We start from the raw sequence: 17,355 nt of genomic DNA, 5'->3' as shown, positions 1-17,355 counted from the left end.
ATAGAGCTATAACCTTGTTGCTAGTGATACACAATGAATATTGTAACGCCGCAACCGGCGATTAATCTCAATATAGGAAACGTCCATACCGAAACGGCGCGACGTGATAATCAGCTGCGCGAAGTGATCCCGCAGCCCTCTTCTGCTACGCCCTCATTTACAGATAACCGTGCATTTCAAGATTCAGACAAAGCCAAAGGCCAGCCTCAGGACGAAAAGGGGCTGTACGATAAAAAAGTGCAGCTTGAAGACAAGCATGCTATTTCAGGCCGAGAAGCTAAACACCAAGAAGGTGAGGGTGAGGCGGAAGGAGATGAAAATCGCCATCAGCAACGCCAAGCTGAAGCAGACTTAAAACAGCTCGAACAACTCAAAGACCGTGACCGCGAGGTGCGTTTGCACGAGCAGGCGCATGCCCGTGTTGGTGGCTCACATGCCGGTTCACCGAGCTACGAGTTTCAGCGCGGTTCCGATGGCAACAATTATGCTGTCGGTGGCGAGGTGATGATAGACGTCTCCGAAGTGCCGGGAGATCCGCAAGCCACTATTGAAAAAATGCAAACCGTGCGCTCGGCGGCGCTTGCTCCTGCGGAGCCATCTGGTGCTGATCGCGCAATTGCCGCAGATGCGACGCAAAAAATCGCGCAAGCGCAGGCAGATTTAGCCAAACAGGCCTTGAATGCCGATGATGAAGAGTCGAGTAATGATGGTATTGGGACTTATCAACGTCGGCGTCTGAGTGGCGAAGAGGAAGGTAAAGAGGCAAAGCTAGAGTCAGCAGCAGATATTTTTCTTGCTGGTGATGATGAGCAAGAATTTGCCGTTGTCGCTCGGCGCCAAGCGTTGGAGGTGAGTCGTGACCCTGAAGTGAATGCCAGAGCAAGCCGCATTGCCGATTTTTATCAACATGTTTATGAGCCAAAAAGTGTGTCTGGCTTTAGTCGCGTAATTTGAGTGATTGAGAATAGAGTAAGCATAAAGGCCGCATTGCGGCCTTTATGCTTTTTGCGTTACGTTACCGAAGTGGTGGTGAAAGACACCACCCACAGCGTGAGCGTACTTCGATTACTTTTTCAATTTCGCAAACGCTTCAGCAAACGCATTACCCATAGCGGCATTGCCAGCAGCAGGTTTGGCCTTAGCTGGCGCGGCACTTTTGGCTCGTGGCTGAGTATTGGTGTTGTCTGCAGCTTTACCTTTTGCTGGCGCTACCACTTCGTCGTCCATGCGCATCGTGAAACTGATACGTTTACGTGCCACATCGACTTCCAGCACTTTAACCTTAACTATGTCACCGGCTTTAACCACTTCACGCGGATCGCTAATAAACTTATTAGTCAGCGCTGAAATATGCACTAAACCATCTTGATGGACGCCGACATCGACAAACGCACCAAAGTTAGCCACGTTAGACACCACACCTTCAAGAACCATACCTGGTTTGAGATCAGAAATGCTTTCAACACCCGCTTTAAATTCTGCTGTCTTAAATTCTGGGCGAGGATCGCGACCTGGTTTATCCAACTCTTTGATGATGTCGGTGACCGTTGGCACACCGAATTTGTCATCAATAAAGTCATTAGCGACTAATTGGTTCAACAGCGTGCTATTGCCGATTAAGTCATTGACCATCACTTGCTTGGCTTCACAGATTTTCTTCACCACAGGATACGCTTCAGGGTGAACAGCTGAGGCGTCCAAAGGATCTTTGCCATTCACGATGCGTAAAAAGCCCGCGGCTTGTTCGAAGGCTTTCGGACCAAGACGCTCAACTTTTTTCAACTCACTGCGGCTATTAAAGCTGCCATTTTCATCACGGTAGCGCACGATATTAGTCGCGAGGGTTTTATTCAAGCCAGAAACGCGTGTAAGGAGCGGCACAGAGGCGGTATTGACGTCAACACCTACCGAGTTTACGCAATCCTCTACGACGGATGTTAAGCTTTGACCGAGCTGACTTTGCGATACGTCGTGCTGATATTGACCAACGCCAATCGACTTAGGTTCGATTTTTACTAGTTCCGCAAGCGGATCTTGTAAGCGCCGTGCAATTGATACCGCACCACGTAAAGAAACATCAAGATCAGGGAATTCATTGGCAGCAAATTCAGACGCAGAGTAAACCGACGCGCCTGCCTCGCTGACCATAATTTTATTCATTTTCAACTCAGGGACGGCTTTGACGAGCTCAGCCGCCAGTTTGTCGGTCTCACGCGATGCAGTACCGTTACCAATCGCAATCAGCTGTACTTTGTGCTGACGACATAACTGCTCTAGGGTACGGAGCGATTTGTCCCATAGGTTTTGCGGCGCATGTGGGAAAATAGTGTTAGTCGCTAGTAGCTTGCCGGTAGCGTCAACAATCGCGACTTTACAGCCAGTACGTAGACCCGGGTCAAGACCCATAGTCACTTTTGCACCTGCAGGCGCTGCCATCAATAAGTCTTTAAGGTTTTTGGCAAACACATCAATGGCGTCGGTTTCTGCGCGCTCACGCATTTGCGCTAAAAACTCATTTTCTAGATGCAGTGCGAGTTTGACTTTCCAGGCCCATTGCACCACTTGCAGTAACCAGCTGCTGGCGGCTTTACCTTGTACAGCCAAGCGATAATGGTCGGCAATCATCTGCGCACAGTAAGCTGCAGCGTCTTCAACAGAAGGCTCTGGGTTGATCGTCAGTTGCAAAAAGCCTTCGTTACGTGCACGTAACATAGCCAAAGCGCGGTGAGACGGCACTTTTGCTAGCGGTTCTTGATGATCAAAATAGTCTTGGTATTTATTACCCGCTTGCTCTTGCCCTGTCACGACTTTGCTACTGATAGCGGCATATTTCTGCATGTGGTCGCGGAACTTAGCCAATAATTTAGCGTCTTCGGCAAAGCGTTCCATCAAGATAAATTTAGCGCCTTCAAGTGCGGCTTTTTCATCCTCAACCCCTTTGCTGGCATCGACATAGCTGAGCGCGGTCGTGTTAGGGTCTAAATCGGCATCATTGAACAATGCGTCTGCCAGCGGCTCAAGCCCAGCTTCAATGGCAATTTGGCCTTTGGTACGGCGCTTAGGTTTATACGGCAGATAGAGGTCTTCAAGCTCGGTTTTGCTGTCTGCGGCTAAAATATCGCGGTTTAATTGTTCAGACAGTTTGCCTTGCTCAGCGATGGTATTGAGAATAAAGCTGCGGCGCTCTTCAAGCTCGCGTAAATATGACAAACGCTGTTCTAATAAACGCAGTTGGGTGTCGTCTAAACCCCCAGTTACTTCTTTACGGTAACGGGCAATAAAAGGCACGGTTGCGCCTTCGTCTAAGAGCGTGATGGCAGCGTTAACTTGCTGCTCTTTTGCGTTTAACTCAGTGGCTAAACGTTGTGAGATGTTGCTCATGCAAAATCCTTATCTATTTTCTAGTGGCTCGTTATGAGCCTATGGCGGTGAGTTTACCACCGCACTCAGGGTGCGCCTAGGTTGAGTATGTGATCTCATTGATGAACCAAGTCTTACGACCTTCAGGGGTTGTAACAAGAACTTCATCATCAACTGCTTTACCAAGTAGCGCGCGGGCCATTGGCGCATCGATGGAGATGTAATCTTTGCGTTCGTAAATTTCGTCGGGTCCGACGATGCGAAAGCGCAGCACATCTCCTTGTTCGTTTTCAATTTCCACCCAAGCACCAAAATACACTTTGCCGTGTTGACTTGGATGCGGGTAAACAATTTTTAATTCAGGTAACAGCTTACGTAAGTAGCGTACACGACGGTCAATTTGCCGCAGTAAACGTTTGTTAAAGGTGTAGTCGGCGTTTTCTGAGCGATCGCCAAGACTTGCCGCCCAAGTGACAATCTTGGTCACTTCTGGTCGTTTCTCGAACCATAAGTGATCATGTTCTTGTTGTAGCTGGCGATATCCCTCAGGGGTGATCAAATAGGTCTTCACTGGTTATGCTCTCACTTAAAACGCTCGGCCACCTTAATCAAAGCCACGTTGTTTGTCGAGCTTTGCGCGCTGTTACCTTATGTAACAATCTAGTCGTTTACAGGGATGTTTATATGGGGGTTTTTCCATTATATTTAAAGTTATCTGTTGGCCAAAAAAACAAGAATGACAAAATGGGAAATGAAACAACCAAAATCTTAGTAGTAGACGATGACATGCGTTTGCGCAGTTTGCTGGAGCGTTATCTGGTAGAACAAGGCTTTATCGTCCGTACCGCTGCCAATTCCGAGCAAATGGATAGATTACTGGAACGTGAAAACTTCCACATGATGGTGCTTGATTTAATGTTGCCAGGTGAAGATGGTTTGTCGATTTGCCGTCGTTTACGGCAAAAAGAAAATGAGATCCCGATTGTGATGTTAACCGCAAAAGGTGATGAGGTAGACAGGATCATAGGTTTGGAGTTAGGGGCTGATGATTATTTACCTAAGCCATTTAACCCAAGAGAGCTACTCGCGCGGATCAAAGCGGTATTACGACGCCGCACTAAAGAAGTGCCAGGGGCACCTTCCGCGCAGGAAAACATCGTTTCATTCGGGTGTTTCTCTTTGAATCTTGCCACTCGGGAGATGCAAAAAGGCGATGAAAGTATGTCGCTTACCAGTGGCGAATTTGCAGTGCTCAAAGCTTTGGTCAGCCATCCGCGTGAACCACTTAGCCGTGACAAGCTTATGAATCTAGCCCGTGGTCGTGATTACAGCGCACTTGAGCGCAGTATTGATGTCCAAGTGTCGCGTTTACGCCGCATGATAGAAGAAGACCCTGCCAACCCTCGTTACATTCAAACTGTATGGGGCTTGGGATATGTATTTGTGCCTGATGGCGATAAGTAGTCAGTAGTTAATCCAGGACATTATGAGTATTCTGCCTAGAAGTGCCTTTGGTCAAACGGTGTTTTTCGTTGGCGCGCTATTGTTGATAAACCAGATTGTCTCTTACATCACAGTGACATTATATGTGGTGAAACCGACTTTTGAACAAGTAAACCTAATGCTGGCCAAGCAGGTTAAAACTGTGTTTATTGAGCGCGAAGATAGCATTAATCTGTCTAGTGAATTTTCCACTAAGTTTTACGATATCACTGGCATTGAAGTCATGACCCAGCGCGAAGCCTATCGCAACGGCTTAGCGCAAGCGAAAGAATACACTATGCTGTCACGTAGCATGTCGGAGCAGCTTCATGGCTCAGCACGAGTGATGGTGAGCCAAGGTAATCCGTTGGTGTACTGGGTTGAGGCGCCGCAGGCGCCGGGTTACTGGGTTCGAGTACCTTTATCTGGTTTTACCGAAACCAATTTGCAGTTCTTAGTTTTCTATCTCTCTACCATAGGTTTTCTCAGTGTTTTGGGGGGCTGGTTATTTGCCCGCCATCTCAATAAGCCGCTTAAATCGCTGCAGATTGCGGCGGGCAGAGTTGGGGTAGGAGATTTTACTACACGCCTTAAAGAAGAAGGCTCAACTGAGGTAATTGAAGTAACCAAAGCCTTTAATCAAATGTCCAAAGGCATCGCCGAACTGGAAAATGACCGACGCTTAATGATGGCAGGGGTCTCGCACGATTTACGCACACCACTGACTCGCATCCGCTTGGCAACAGAAATGATGAATGATGAAGAGGATTATCTACGTCAGGGGATCATTGATGATATCGAAGATATGAACGCGATTATCGATCAGTTTATTGAGTATCTACGTCATCATAATAGCGCCGAGTTGGTGTTGGATGATGTCAATCAAGTGGTACAAGAAGTGGTCCACGCCGAGCAGCAGCACCAGCGCACTATTGTATTACAAAGCGATGAGCAACTTCCTGCGGTGATGATGAACGCCGTTGCGTTAAAGCGGGTGGTAACCAATATGATTGAAAATGCCATTCGTTATTCTGATGATGATATTACAGTCTCAACGCATTATCTGAGCCACAAAAAGCAAGTGCTGATCTGTGTTAAAGACCGTGGTCCGGGTATTCCCGAATCTGAATTAGAAAGTGTATTTGAACCGTTTAAACGCGGCGATTTAGCCCGCGGCAGTGAAGGCAGTGGGCTTGGGCTGGCGATTATCAAACGGATTATCACCACTCATGGTGGCACGGTAAAACTGCGTAATCGCAAACAAGGTGGGCTCAGTGCTGAAGTGTACCTGCCGGTTGCCAAAGGTGCTGTGCGTTAGTTTAAGGCAAAGCGCCATCTAGCACATTGCTTTGCATGTGCAACTGAAAATATCGCCAAGCAGTGAGTGCATATCGAGCCGAAACCACAGCTATCACAGCTGCGGCGATAAAAAACTCGACGGTTGCCAGCTGTTCCACCCAAGCCACTAGCTTGGTATTCGGTGCAAGGCTTGTTAACCATACTGCCAGTTTAAATTGTGCCGAAGCGCCAATTACCAGAGGAAAAGTAAACGCTGCGTGTGAAGGGCTAAAAGGCAAAGTTAGCAAGCGCGTTAATAGCAAATAGGCGGTAAAGGTCATGAGTATCGCTATACCCGTGAGCAGTGCCACTAGCTCTATGGATGGTGTCGCAACAAAACTTAAATAGCCTGCCAGACACAAACTTGCAGGCGCCGCAAGCACTGCTAAGGTAGGTAACGCCGCTGGATTGGGTGTGCCAACCAAAATCAAGCGCATCAGCATCAGCGGCAACATCACTGCAAGCGCCACCAGTCCAAACAGGAGAAGTAGATAGGCTAAGGTTTGCAGCGTTGGTACAGCGGGTACAGTGAGAGGCGCAACTACAATACCAATAGGCGGAATAAACCAGCTGGGTAACAGATCAGCAAGTTTAAAATGTTGGCTGCGATAGTAAACAAAACCAAGCAACAACAGTAAATGTACCACGACTGCGGCACACCATAGTATTTCCGCTATTCCTGCCAGCCAAGGTGCAAGGGCATGGCTCACCACCATAGTGGCCATGGTAAAGGTAGGCAATACGCTACCCAGTATCGGCTGTTGTAAGTCTTGCAGTAAGCGCGCTGGCACACAACAATATTTCGCCACCACTAAGAGCAACAACAAAGTTGCCACCCCAGCGCCAAGGAGCGCGAGTTGTCCATTACTGGCAAATAGGTTTTCTGCACACCAGCCAAGGCTCGCGATGCCAAGCGCTAAACCCGTGAGAGGAGTTGGCACTGTGCTAAGGTGTTGCCTGAATTGGATTGTCATAGCTTATCTCGGTGTTTTAGCCCGAGACTATTTTACACTGGCATTTTGTCTGCAAATATCGGATAGTTTCATACGCACGTTCGAAAAAACTTAACGAATATGTCGACACCGACCTTAAAGCAATTACAAGCCTTTGTGACCATTACTCAAGCTAAGTCTTTGAGTGCAGCCGCTGAACAGTTATATCTCTCCAAAGCGGCGCTAAGTAGTGCACTGGCTGAGTTGGAAAAAAACCTTGGGCACGCTGTGTTTGATCGTGTGAATAACCGTTTACTGCTTAATCAAGAAGGGCGGCGATTATTGCCGTTGGCTGATGAGTTATTAACGCGCGCCAATGAAATTGCGCAGTTATTTAGCCAAGATGCGCAAATGGCAGGCATATTGCGTTTGGGTGCCAGTGATACGATTGGCAATCAAGTGATGCCCGCACTACTTGGCACACTAAGGCAGCAGTTTCCCGCTGCACAGCCCACGTTACATATCACCAATAGCACTAGGATCATCAACATGCTGCTGGATTTTGAGTTGGATCTCGGCTTGGTTGAGGGGCAGGTTAGTCACGCGATGTTGGATACCCAAGTCTTTATGCAAGATGAAATGTGCATTATAGCGTCACATACCCACCCGTTAGTTGGACGACCAGTAACAGAGTTAGCTGAATTGGTGGGGCAAACTTGGTTAATGCGAGAAACCGGCTCCGGCACCCGTGAGTATTTTGTCCAGCACGTAGCGCCTAAGGTTACTGCATGGCTGTTAAGTATGCAGCTCAACAGCACTGAGGCACTACTTAATGCTGTTGCCGCGGGACTCGGGCTGGCTTGCGTCTCTACGCGTGCAGCGCGATATGCGCTTGCCGATGGGCGGGTGTGTAGATTGCCGATTGTGCTTCAGCCACTGCGGCAGTTCAGTTTGGTGGTGCATCGCGACAAATATCGCAGCCCGCTATTGCAAGCTTGCATGGCGCAATGTTTGCGTGACATCGAGGCATAAAAAAACGCCCTCGTAAGGGCGTTTTACATCATCATTGATAAAGGAATTGTGTCTGTTATTAATGCTTAACCGCGTGGGCCAGCATTAACGATAGACTCAGGTACGTCGTACTTAGTGAAGTTAGCTTTAAATTCTGCTGCCAATTTCGCTGCGTATTGAGCGTACTTATCTTTGTCTGCCCAAGTGTTCATTGGGTTAAGTAGTTTGCTGTCCACACCTGGTACTGCTACTGGCACATCAAGATTCAGCACCTCAATATGTTGCGTTTCAACGCCCGCTAAGTTACCAGAAACAATTGCATCTACCACTGCGCGAGTAGTTGGAATATCAAAGCGCTTACCAACACCGTATGGACCGCCTGTCCAACCTGTGTTTACTAGGTACACTTTGGCACCAAACTCACGTACACGTTTCATCAGTAGCTCAGCGTAAACGCCAGCTGGACGTGGGAAGAATGGCGCACCAAAACAAGTTGAGAAAGTCGATTCGATATCTGAAGTTGAGCCAATTTCAGTAGAGCCAACTTTCGCTGTGTAACCACTCAGGAAGTGGTAAGCCGCCGCTTCTTCTGAAAGCACAGATACTGGCGGTAACACACCGCTTACGTCACAAGTTAAGAAAATCACAGCTTTTGGTTCGCCAGCGCGGTTTTCTACTTTACGTTTTTCTACGTGCTCTAGTGGGTAAGAGGCGCGTGAGTTTTGCGTCAAGCTAGTGTCTGCGTAGTTAGGTACGCGGTTTTCATCCAGCATCACGTTTTCTAAGATAGTACCAAAACGGATCGCATCCCAAATCACAGGTTCATTCTTTTGTGATAGGTCGATACATTTTGCGTAACAGCCGCCTTCGATATTGAATACGCTACCTGGTGCCCAACCGTGCTCATCGTCACCAATGAGGAAACGTGTTGGGTCAGCAGATAAAGTCGTTTTACCTGTACCAGAAAGGCCGAAGAATAACGCAGTATCGCCCGCTTCGCCGACGTTTGCACTACAGTGCATAGGTAATACACCTTTCGCTGGCAACAGGAAGTTCTGTACAGAGAACATCGATTTTTTCATTTCACCGGCATAACGCATACCAGCAAGTAACACTTTGCGCTCTGCAAAGTTGATGATGACTGTGCCGTCGCTGTTTGTGCCATCGCGCTCTGGATCACAAACAAAAGAAGGGACATTCAATACTCGCCATTCAGGTAAATCAGCTGCATTGTATTTTTCAGGAATGATAAACATGTTCTGAGCAAAAATATGGTGCCAAGCAGTTTCGGTGGTCACTACCACAGGCAAGTAATGCTCAGGATCTGCACCCACTTCGAGGTGAGAGACGAAGTGGTCTTGTTCCGCAATATACGCTTCTACACGAGCCCATAACGCGTCAAATTTGCCAGCATCGAATGGGCGGTTCACGTTGCCCCATTGAATGTCATTCGCTGTAGTAGGCTCTTGGACGATAAAACGGTCACTTGGAGAACGGCCAGTGCGGCGGCCAGTTTGTGCCACAAATGCACCATTGGCGGCCAAAGTACCTTCGCCACGACGGATCGCGTGCTCTACCAGTTCAGCTGCGGTTAAATCGACATAACGAGTTGCGCTTGAAGTCATGTTTATACCTAAAAAATGAGAGATTGAACGGGATAGCTCTGGGTTCTAACAGAAAATATTGACCTCAAGACTTTATGCAAAAAACCAAGAGGTCAATAACTCATCAAAGCTAAAATTATAGTAACAGATGAAGTTGCATTAGACGAGTGTTTGCAAGGCCTAAAATCCGCCTTTTTGCAGAAAAAACTTGAATATTTTCAATGATACCGGTGTCATGAAAAGGCAGGTTTTTATGACACCGGTATCAGTTTTTGTCATAAAAAAAGCCGCTGTTTTAGCGGCTTCGATTAAACTAAATTAGGTACAGTCTAATTAACTAAAAATTGCGTTAATATCGTCCTCGTTAAAGCGGTAATCTTGGAGGCAATAATGGCAGCTGATCTTAATCTCACCTTGCGCCGCAAGATCTTCAAGTAACGCTTCACGACCAACATTGACGAGCGCATCAATGGTTTTCTCACGACTACAACCACATTTAAATTGTACTGCTTGTGGTGTAAACAGTTGTGGATTGTCTTCATGGTAAAGGCGCGTCAGCACAGTTTGCGCGTCCAAATCGAGCATTTCACTGGCCGTAATGGTGGTGGTCAGTGCTTCCAAGTGAGCAAAATCGGTTTTTGATTTGGCTTGATCCACTGGCAATACTTGGAGCAGCATGCCACTGGCCTTGGCGACGCCATCTTGATTGCTGGTTGCCAGCCATAAACGAGTTTTTAACTGCTCTGATTGTTCGAAGTAGCTTTCTAAACAACCCGCCAACGTATCCGCAGTTAATGGCACGATACCCTGATAACGCTCACCCTTACTTGGGGTGATAGTGATGACCATATGGCCTTGACCAATCAAATCGGCAATCGAACCGCCACGCAGTTCACTTTGTAAACGCGCAATACCACGCATGTTTTGCTGATGGTCGCCATTGATCACGGCATATTTAACAGGACCATCACCTTGTAATTGCACTGCGATTTGACCTTCAAATTTCAATGTCGCAGTCAATAAACAAGTTGCTACCAGTAACTCACCCAATAAAGCTTGTACTTCAGCTGGATAGTCATGGCCAGCAATAATGTCCTGATAGGTTTGTTGAAGCTGTACCAGCTCACCACGGACGTCTAAATTCTCGAATATATAGCGGTGTAATAAATCGCTTTGCATTAACAAAATCCTAACTTAACTTCAGTTTCAGTAGTTCTCGACGTTGTTTTTTATCCGGCTTGGTGATCGGATGGGGGGCAAACAACAAATTATTTTTGCGCGCGATAGCGTTTTTTTCGCGGCGTTCAATGCTTTCCTCAGATTCTTGGTAAAGCGCTTGCGCGAGCGGTGCGGCGAGCCGCTTTTCGGCCAGTGCCAGCACGGTCACTTCTCTATCATCGTGGCCTTGCGCAAGTTTTATTACTGCGCCGACATCGACCGTTTTACTGGGTTTACAGCGTTGTCCGTTGTAGTGTACCTTACCGCCTTGTATCATTTCTCGCGCCAAAGTGCGGGTCTTGTAAAAACGAGCTGCCCATAACCATTTGTCGAGCCGGATTGCCGTCGCATCGGTTTGCTGTTGTGGGTTTGTTTTGGCCACCAAAAATAACTCTGTAAATAAATCGCGTCAGGGTAAAAATGTACCACATTCGCGGCTCTAACAAAAGCACACATATGCTTGTCATAAAGGTGCAGTAAAGTGGCTTTTTGACATTCATTTACAGAACTGAGTTGTATTGTGAGTTAATGTAATGTTTCATAATTGTTTGCTTGTTGAATGGGTTATGAGGCGTTACACTGGAGCGCTCGCAAGAAGAAGAAAAGTGAAATGATGGAACAGTATTTAGTACAGTTGCAAAAAATTGCACAATATTTACCGCATAAGCGGCTTAACAAGCTGGTGACCTTAGCCGCAGTTATTTATATTGCTTATCTTGCTTCTCAATTATTCTGGCTACTCTGGCCAAAACCAACTTCTTCAAATTTACCTGCGTTGGCGAATTACCAGCAAAGTGCGCAAACGCCAGTAAACGTGCGCAGCATTATCAGCCAAAACCTATTTGGCCAAGCTGATGCCAAACCAGATACCGCGCCAAAAACTGTGATTTCAGATGCCCCAGAAACCCGTTTGAGTTTGCGTTTGACAGGCATTGTGGCCGTTAGCCAAGACGACGAAGCGGGCCTAGCGGTCATTGAGTCGCAAGGTCGCCAAGAAACCTATGTAGTGCAAGACGCGATAGCGGGTACGCGCGCCAAGCTTGCGCAAGTGTTACCTGATCGCGTTATTTTAGATGTCGGCGGGCGTTTTGAGACGCTGATGTTAGATGGCTTAGATTTTACTAAAACGGTGAGCGTCCCTTCTTCTGCAAAGCGCAATAATAATGCTGCAGAAGCAGCGCAATATACGGTAGAGAAAGACAATCTCAAAGCGGACTTAACCGCCACTCGCTCAGAAGTGATGCAAGATCCCGGTAAGTTATTTGACTATATTCGCATTTCGCAAGCGACAAAAGATGGCAAACTCATCGGCTATCGTCTAAGCGCCGGAAAAGATCCGGAACTTTTTGCAAGGATGGGACTTAAGAACAATGATTTGGCTGTTGCTATCAACGGCTATCAACTCACGGATATGAAACAGGCAATGCAAGCCGTTAATGAACTGCGTAACAGCACCAATGCCACCATTACCATTGAACGCGACGGCGGTTTGATGGATGTGCAGTTCAGCCTGTAAGACACATTTTTGGAGTAATCACAGCAATGATGAATAAGCGAAACCATACAACAAGCAAAATCGGGTTAGCTAAGTATGCTGCACTCTTTTTAGCGGCTGGCTTGTCTTGGTCGGTATCAGCAGTGGAATATGCGGCCAACTTTAAAGGCACCGACATCAACGAATTTATCAATATCGTTGGTAAGAATCTCAATAAAACCATCATTATCGACCCGAACGTGCGTGGCAATATTAATGTCCGTAGTTACGAGTTGATGGATGAAAAACTTTACTACCAATTCTTTTTAAACGTCCTTGAAGTTTATGGCTATGCCGTAGTTGAGATGGACTCAGGGGTATTGAAAATCGTTCGCAGCGCGGATGGTAAAAAATCGAACGTACCTTTGGTTGAAGGTGAAGAAAAAGGTAATGGTGATGTACTGGTGACGCGCGTAGTGCGAGTCAAAAACGTCAGCGTGCAAGAGCTTGGCCCATTAGTGCGTCAATTCAGTGACCAAAAAGATGGTGGTCATGTTGCGAACATGAGTTCCGCTAACGTGATGATGTTGACCGGTCATGCTTCATCGGTAAATCGTCTAGTCGATATTATTCGTTCGGTTGACCAAGCCGGTGACCGCCGTGTCGATATTATTAAGCTGCATCACGCGACCGCAGAAGATGTGGTGTCAGTTGTAGAAAACATCTTTAAAGATTCTGGCAAAGGCACTATCCCTGAGTTTTTGATCCCTAAAGTTGTGGCTGATGCGCGCACCAATAGTGTGATTGTCAGCGGTGAGTCACAAGCCCGTGGCCGAGCGGCAGATTTAATTAAGCGTTTGGACGATGAGCTAGAAAACACCGGCAATACGCAAGTATTTAACCTCAATTACGCCAAAGCTGAAGATCTTGTTAAAGTGTTACAAGGGGTGAGCAAAACCCTGCAAGAAGAAGCACAAGGCGGCGCCAACGGCGGCGGTACTGCGCGCCGCAGCAGTGGTCAAAAAGGCGAAACCAGCATTGAAGCTTATGCAGACTCGAATTCTGTGGTAATCACCGCGCAGCCAGACACCATGCGCTCGCTGGCTAAGGTCATTGAGCAGCTTGATATTCGCCGTGCCCAAGTATTAGTTGAAGCCATTGTGGTGGAAGTCTTTGAAGGGGATGGTATTAACCTCGGCTTACAATGGATCAGTAAAGATGGTGGCATGTTGCAGTTTAACAATGGCACCACAGTGCCGATTGGTGGCTTGGCTGTAGCCGCAGAACAGGCGCGTGATAAAGAAGTTAAGAAAGTTTACACTGGTAGCCTTACTGACGAGAACAAACCTTACACTGAGACGGTTAAAGGCGACTTGACCGCACTTGGCCAATTGGTTGGCGGCATTAATGGTTTGGCTGCGGGTATTATCCGCAATGATTGGGGTGCTATAGTGCAGGCGGTATCAACCGATACCAACTCTAACATTCTTGCTACGCCGTCGGTCACGACCATGGACAACGAAGAAGCGTCGATGATTGTGGGTCAAGAAGTGCCTATTATTACCGGTTCAACCACAGGCAATAATAACTCTAATCCATTCCAAACGGTTAACCGTCAAGAAGTAGGTATCAAACTTAAAGTAACGCCGCAAATTAACGAAGGCGATGCAGTTCAACTTACGATTGAACAAGAAGTATCAGGCGTCAGTGGTGCGACTGCGGTGGATATTGCAATCAATAAACGTGCGATTAGCACCACAGTTATTGCTGACGATGGTGGTATGGTTGTACTCGGCGGTTTGATTGACGAAGACGTACAAGAAAGCGTTTCGAAAGTACCGTTACTTGGCGATATTCCAGTATTAGGTCACCTCTTTAGATCAACCAGCACCAGCAAGAAAAAACGTAACCTGTTGGTGTTTATCCGCCCCACTATCGTGCGTGACTCAGTTAAGATGAATGGCCTTAGCCATAGCAAATATAACTTTATTCGCAGTGAACAGCAGAAACAACGCGAAGATGGCATTGACTTAATGCCATTAACAGACTCGCCTGTGCTGCCTGAGTGGAACGACGAGCTGACGTTACCACCTTCTTATGAAGAGTATTTGAAACAACAAAACAGCAAAGAGCAAAACAATGACTGAGCAAGTAACGAGTCTTTTGGCAAGCGTTGAGCCTGACGTTGCATTGCAAAACGATGCGCGCGCCGTTAAAAAGCGTTTACCGTTTGCCTTTGCGAAGCGTTTTGGTGTGCTGCTGAGCCACGACGCGGATGCTTTAACTGTTTATACCACAGGTGATGTTACGCCTGAGGCCTTGTTGGAAGTGCGCCGCGTGGCGGGTAAAGCATTTAAGATAGAAGCGCTACCGGCTGACCGCTTCGAGCTGTTATTAGAAGCAAGTTATCAACGTGATAGCTCTGAAACCCAGCAAATGATGGAAGACATCGGCAACGAGGTGGATTTATTCTCGTTGGCCGAAGAACTGCCGCAAACAGAAGATTTGTTAGCCGCAGACGATGACGCACCTATCATCAAACTTATCAACGCGATGCTCAGTGAAGCAATTAAAGAAGGCGCATCGGATATCCACATTGAAACCTTCGAGCAGGATTTGGTGATCCGCTTCCGGGTCGATGGGGTGTTAAAAGAAGTGCTAAAACCTAACCGTAAGCTCTCGTCATTGCTGGTTTCGCGCATCAAGGTTATGGCTAAGCTCGATATCGCCGAAAAACGCGTACCGCAAGACGGCCGCATTAGTCTACGCATTGCAGGTCGTGCGGTAGATGTGCGGGTTTCAACTATGCCATCAAGTTTTGGTGAACGTGTGGTACTGCGGTTACTCGACAAAAATAATGCTCGCTTGAACCTTGAAGACCTCGGTATGACTGAGCGCAATCGGCAAATTTTTGCTGATATGATTGCCAAACCGCACGGCATCATATTGGTTACAGGCCCAACGGGTTCCGGTAAAAGTACCACCCTGTATGCGGGCTTAACGCAAATTAACAGTAAAGATCGCAACATCCTGACCGTTGAAGATCCGATTGAATACGAAATTCCTGGCATTGGTCAAACGCAAGTTAACCCTAAAGTGGATATGACCTTTGCGCGCGGGCTGCGCGCCATTCTGCGGCAAGACCCTGATGTGGTGATGGTGGGTGAGATCCGCGACCTTGAAACCGCACAGATTGGTGTCCAAGCTTCACTGACCGGCCACTTAGTTATGTCTACGCTGCATACCAATACCGCAGCAGGTGCTATTACCCGGATGGAAGACATGGGCGTTGAGCCATTTCTGTTATCGTCCTCGTTACTTGGCGTATTGTCACAGCGTTTAGTGCGGACCTTATGTCCAAGTTGTAAGCAGCCCCATCAAGCGGATGAGCGTGAATGTCAGCTCTTGGGGGTACCAGCAACTAATCCGCCGATTATTTACCGTGCTGTTGGTTGTGAAGAGTGTAACTTTAACGGTTACCGCGGCCGTACCGGTATTCATGAGCTACTCTTGGTGGATGAGCATATTCGCGAACTTATCCATAGTGGTAAGGGCGAACAAGCGGTTGAGAAGTATATTCGTAAGCACAGCCCAAGCATTCGTCAGGATGGCTGTGCGCGGGTATTAGCGGGTAAAACCACTCTAGAAGAGGTCTTGCGTGTAACGCGCGAGGAGGGGTAATGGCCGCGTTTGAATATCGCGCTCTGGATAGCAAAGGTAAAGAAAAGAAAGGCATTCTTGAGGCTGATACTGCCAAGCAAGTGCGTACTTTGCTACGCGATCAAGGCATGGTGGCGCTTGAGGTTAGCCCAGCTGCGCAAAGGGATAAAGGCGTTAGTAGTTCAGGTGGCTTTACGTTTCGCTCGGGTTATCGCCCATCGACAGCAGACTTAGCACTGATCACCCGTCAGCTTGCTACGCTTATTCAATCCGCTTTACCGGTTGAAGCGGCAGTGATGGCTGTTGCTGAACAGTGCGAAAAACCCCGTTTGAAACGTATGCTAATGGCGGTACGCTCGAAAGTGGTAGAAGGCTATACTCTAGCGGATGGTATGTCGGAATTCCCGCATGTGTTTGATAACTTATACCGCGCTATGGTGGCAGCAGGTGAAAAGTCAGGTCATTTGGATGCCGTACTGAACCGCCTGGCAGACTACACTGAACAACGCCAGCATATGCGCAGTCAAATCACTCAAGCTATGGTGTATCCAACCATTCTCGTGATTTTTGCGATTGCTATTGTGTCGGTGTTACTCGGTACGGTCGTGCCTAAAATTCTCAAAACTTTTGAAAAATCGAAACAAGCACTGCCATGGACAACGGAATGGGTGATGGCGGCGAGTCAGTTTGTGCAGAATTATTGGCTGCCTTCCATCGTTATTATCACCCTTATCATAGTGGCAATAAAAAAGGCGCTACAAAACCCTAAAATTCGTTTTTGGTATGACGCTAAACTGCTGCAAATGCCGGGTATCGGAAAAGTAAGCCGTGGCATTAATACCGCGCGATTCGCCAGAACACTCAGTATTTTGTCGTCTAGCTCAGTGCCGCTTTTGGAAGGCATGAAGATTTCAGGGCAAGTGTTGGAAAATCAGAAAATTAAACAAGCAGTTTCAGAGGCGGCAACGCGCGTCAGCGAAGGTGCAAGCTTACGTGCGGCGTTACAGCAAACCAAATTATTCCCGCCGATGATGATCCACATGATTGCCAGTGGTGAGAAATCGGGCGAGTTAGAGCAAATGCTTGAGCGTGCGGCCAATAACCAAGACCGTGAGTTTGAAAGCATGGTCAATGTGTCGCTGAAATTGCTCGAGCCGGCCATGATAGCAGGCATGGCAGTAATCGTACTATTTATCGTAATGGCCATTTTGCAGCCGATTATGGCAATGAACAAAGCAATTGGTCTGTAGTCTAAACACAAGTCGAACAGAGTTGC

At 47.5% G+C, this 17,355-nt stretch carries 14 protein-coding genes; 8 read left to right on the top strand and 6 right to left on the bottom strand.

The annotated features are described in order from the left end of the window. Positions 1-33 precede the first annotated feature (33 nt). Positions 34-954: a putative metalloprotease CJM1_0395 family protein gene (locus tag ACFOEE_RS20190; RefSeq protein ID WP_377128864.1), complete on the top strand. Its 921-nt coding sequence runs from the start codon at positions 34-36 to the stop codon at positions 952-954. A 111-nt stretch (positions 955-1,065) separates the two neighbouring features. Here ACFOEE_RS20190 and ACFOEE_RS20185 read toward each other — a convergent pair whose 3' ends face one another. Next, positions 1,066-3,381 carry a Tex family protein gene (locus ACFOEE_RS20185; RefSeq protein WP_377128861.1) on the bottom strand — a complete coding sequence of 772 codons (2,316 nt, stop codon included), beginning with the start codon at positions 3,379-3,381 and terminating at the stop codon, positions 1,066-1,068. Positions 3,382-3,457: 76 nt separating this feature from the next. Continuing rightward, positions 3,458-3,931 (bottom strand): transcription elongation factor GreB, encoded by a 474-nt coding sequence (gene greB, locus ACFOEE_RS20180; RefSeq protein ID WP_377128858.1) that lies wholly within the window; start codon positions 3,929-3,931, stop codon positions 3,458-3,460. 173 nt (positions 3,932-4,104) lie between these two features. Here greB and ompR point away from each other — a divergent pair, with 173 nt between their 5' ends. Both ompR and envZ read left to right on the top strand, forming a co-directional pair. Then, positions 4,105-4,824, top strand: coding sequence for an osmolarity response regulator transcription factor OmpR (gene ompR, locus ACFOEE_RS20175; RefSeq protein WP_377128855.1), 720 nt, complete (start codon positions 4,105-4,107; stop codon positions 4,822-4,824). 22 nt (positions 4,825-4,846) lie between these two features. Continuing rightward, positions 4,847-6,160: a two-component system sensor histidine kinase EnvZ gene (envZ, locus tag ACFOEE_RS20170; RefSeq protein WP_377128852.1), complete on the top strand. Its 1,314-nt coding sequence runs from the start codon at positions 4,847-4,849 to the stop codon at positions 6,158-6,160. A gap of 1 nt (position 6,161) precedes the next feature. On the opposite strand, the gene ACFOEE_RS20165 is transcribed toward envZ, so the two are convergent. Further along, a complete protein-coding gene (locus ACFOEE_RS20165; RefSeq protein WP_377128849.1) occupies positions 6,162-7,154 on the bottom strand; it encodes a TDT family transporter in 993 nt (330 codons plus the stop codon). Positions 7,155-7,253: 99 nt separating this feature from the next. Here ACFOEE_RS20165 and ACFOEE_RS20160 point away from each other — a divergent pair, with 99 nt between their 5' ends. Then, positions 7,254-8,144 carry a LysR substrate-binding domain-containing protein gene (locus tag ACFOEE_RS20160; protein ID WP_377128846.1) on the top strand — a complete coding sequence of 297 codons (891 nt, stop codon included), beginning with the start codon at positions 7,254-7,256 and terminating at the stop codon, positions 8,142-8,144. Between the two features lie 65 nt (positions 8,145-8,209). Here ACFOEE_RS20160 and ACFOEE_RS20155 read toward each other — a convergent pair whose 3' ends face one another. The 3 genes from ACFOEE_RS20155 to hslR all read right to left on the bottom strand — a co-directional run bounded on the left by ACFOEE_RS20155 (position 8,210) and on the right by hslR (position 11,327). Next, a complete protein-coding gene (locus tag ACFOEE_RS20155; protein WP_377128843.1) occupies positions 8,210-9,748 on the bottom strand; it encodes a phosphoenolpyruvate carboxykinase in 1,539 nt (512 codons plus the stop codon). 312 nt (positions 9,749-10,060) lie between these two features. After that, positions 10,061-10,906: an Hsp33 family molecular chaperone HslO gene (hslO, locus tag ACFOEE_RS20150; RefSeq protein ID WP_377128840.1), complete on the bottom strand. Its 846-nt coding sequence runs from the start codon at positions 10,904-10,906 to the stop codon at positions 10,061-10,063. Between the two features lie 10 nt (positions 10,907-10,916). After that, on the bottom strand, positions 10,917-11,327 hold the full coding sequence (hslR, locus tag ACFOEE_RS20145; RefSeq protein WP_377128838.1) for a ribosome-associated heat shock protein Hsp15: 411 nt from the start codon (positions 11,325-11,327) through the stop codon (positions 10,917-10,919). A 231-nt stretch (positions 11,328-11,558) separates the two neighbouring features. Here hslR and gspC point away from each other — a divergent pair, with 231 nt between their 5' ends. From gspC to gspF, 4 genes are read left to right on the top strand one after another with little or no spacing between them, the layout of a single operon-like run. Then, positions 11,559-12,461: a type II secretion system protein GspC gene (gspC, locus tag ACFOEE_RS20140; RefSeq protein ID WP_377129014.1), complete on the top strand. Its 903-nt coding sequence runs from the start codon at positions 11,559-11,561 to the stop codon at positions 12,459-12,461. A 26-nt stretch (positions 12,462-12,487) separates the two neighbouring features. Beyond that, positions 12,488-14,566, top strand: coding sequence for a type II secretion system secretin GspD (gene gspD / locus ACFOEE_RS20135; RefSeq protein WP_377128835.1), 2,079 nt, complete (start codon positions 12,488-12,490; stop codon positions 14,564-14,566). Next, on the top strand, positions 14,559-16,100 hold the full coding sequence (gene gspE / locus ACFOEE_RS20130) for a type II secretion system ATPase GspE (RefSeq protein WP_377128832.1): 1,542 nt from the start codon (positions 14,559-14,561) through the stop codon (positions 16,098-16,100). The genes gspD and gspE overlap by 8 nt, the downstream gene beginning before the upstream one ends. Further along, complete coding sequence (gspF, locus tag ACFOEE_RS20125; protein ID WP_377128829.1) at positions 16,100-17,329, top strand: type II secretion system inner membrane protein GspF; 1,230 nt, start codon at positions 16,100-16,102, stop codon at positions 17,327-17,329. The genes gspE and gspF overlap by 1 nt, the downstream gene beginning before the upstream one ends. Positions 17,330-17,355: the final 26 nt, after the last annotated feature.

It is taken from the genome of Pseudoalteromonas fenneropenaei (assembly GCF_042643375.1).
GTDB classification, from domain to species: domain Bacteria; phylum Pseudomonadota; class Gammaproteobacteria; order Enterobacterales; family Alteromonadaceae; genus Pseudoalteromonas; species Pseudoalteromonas fenneropenaei.
The sequence above is the reverse complement of the archived record's forward strand: the minus strand, read 5'-3'. Positions and strand labels throughout refer to the sequence as shown.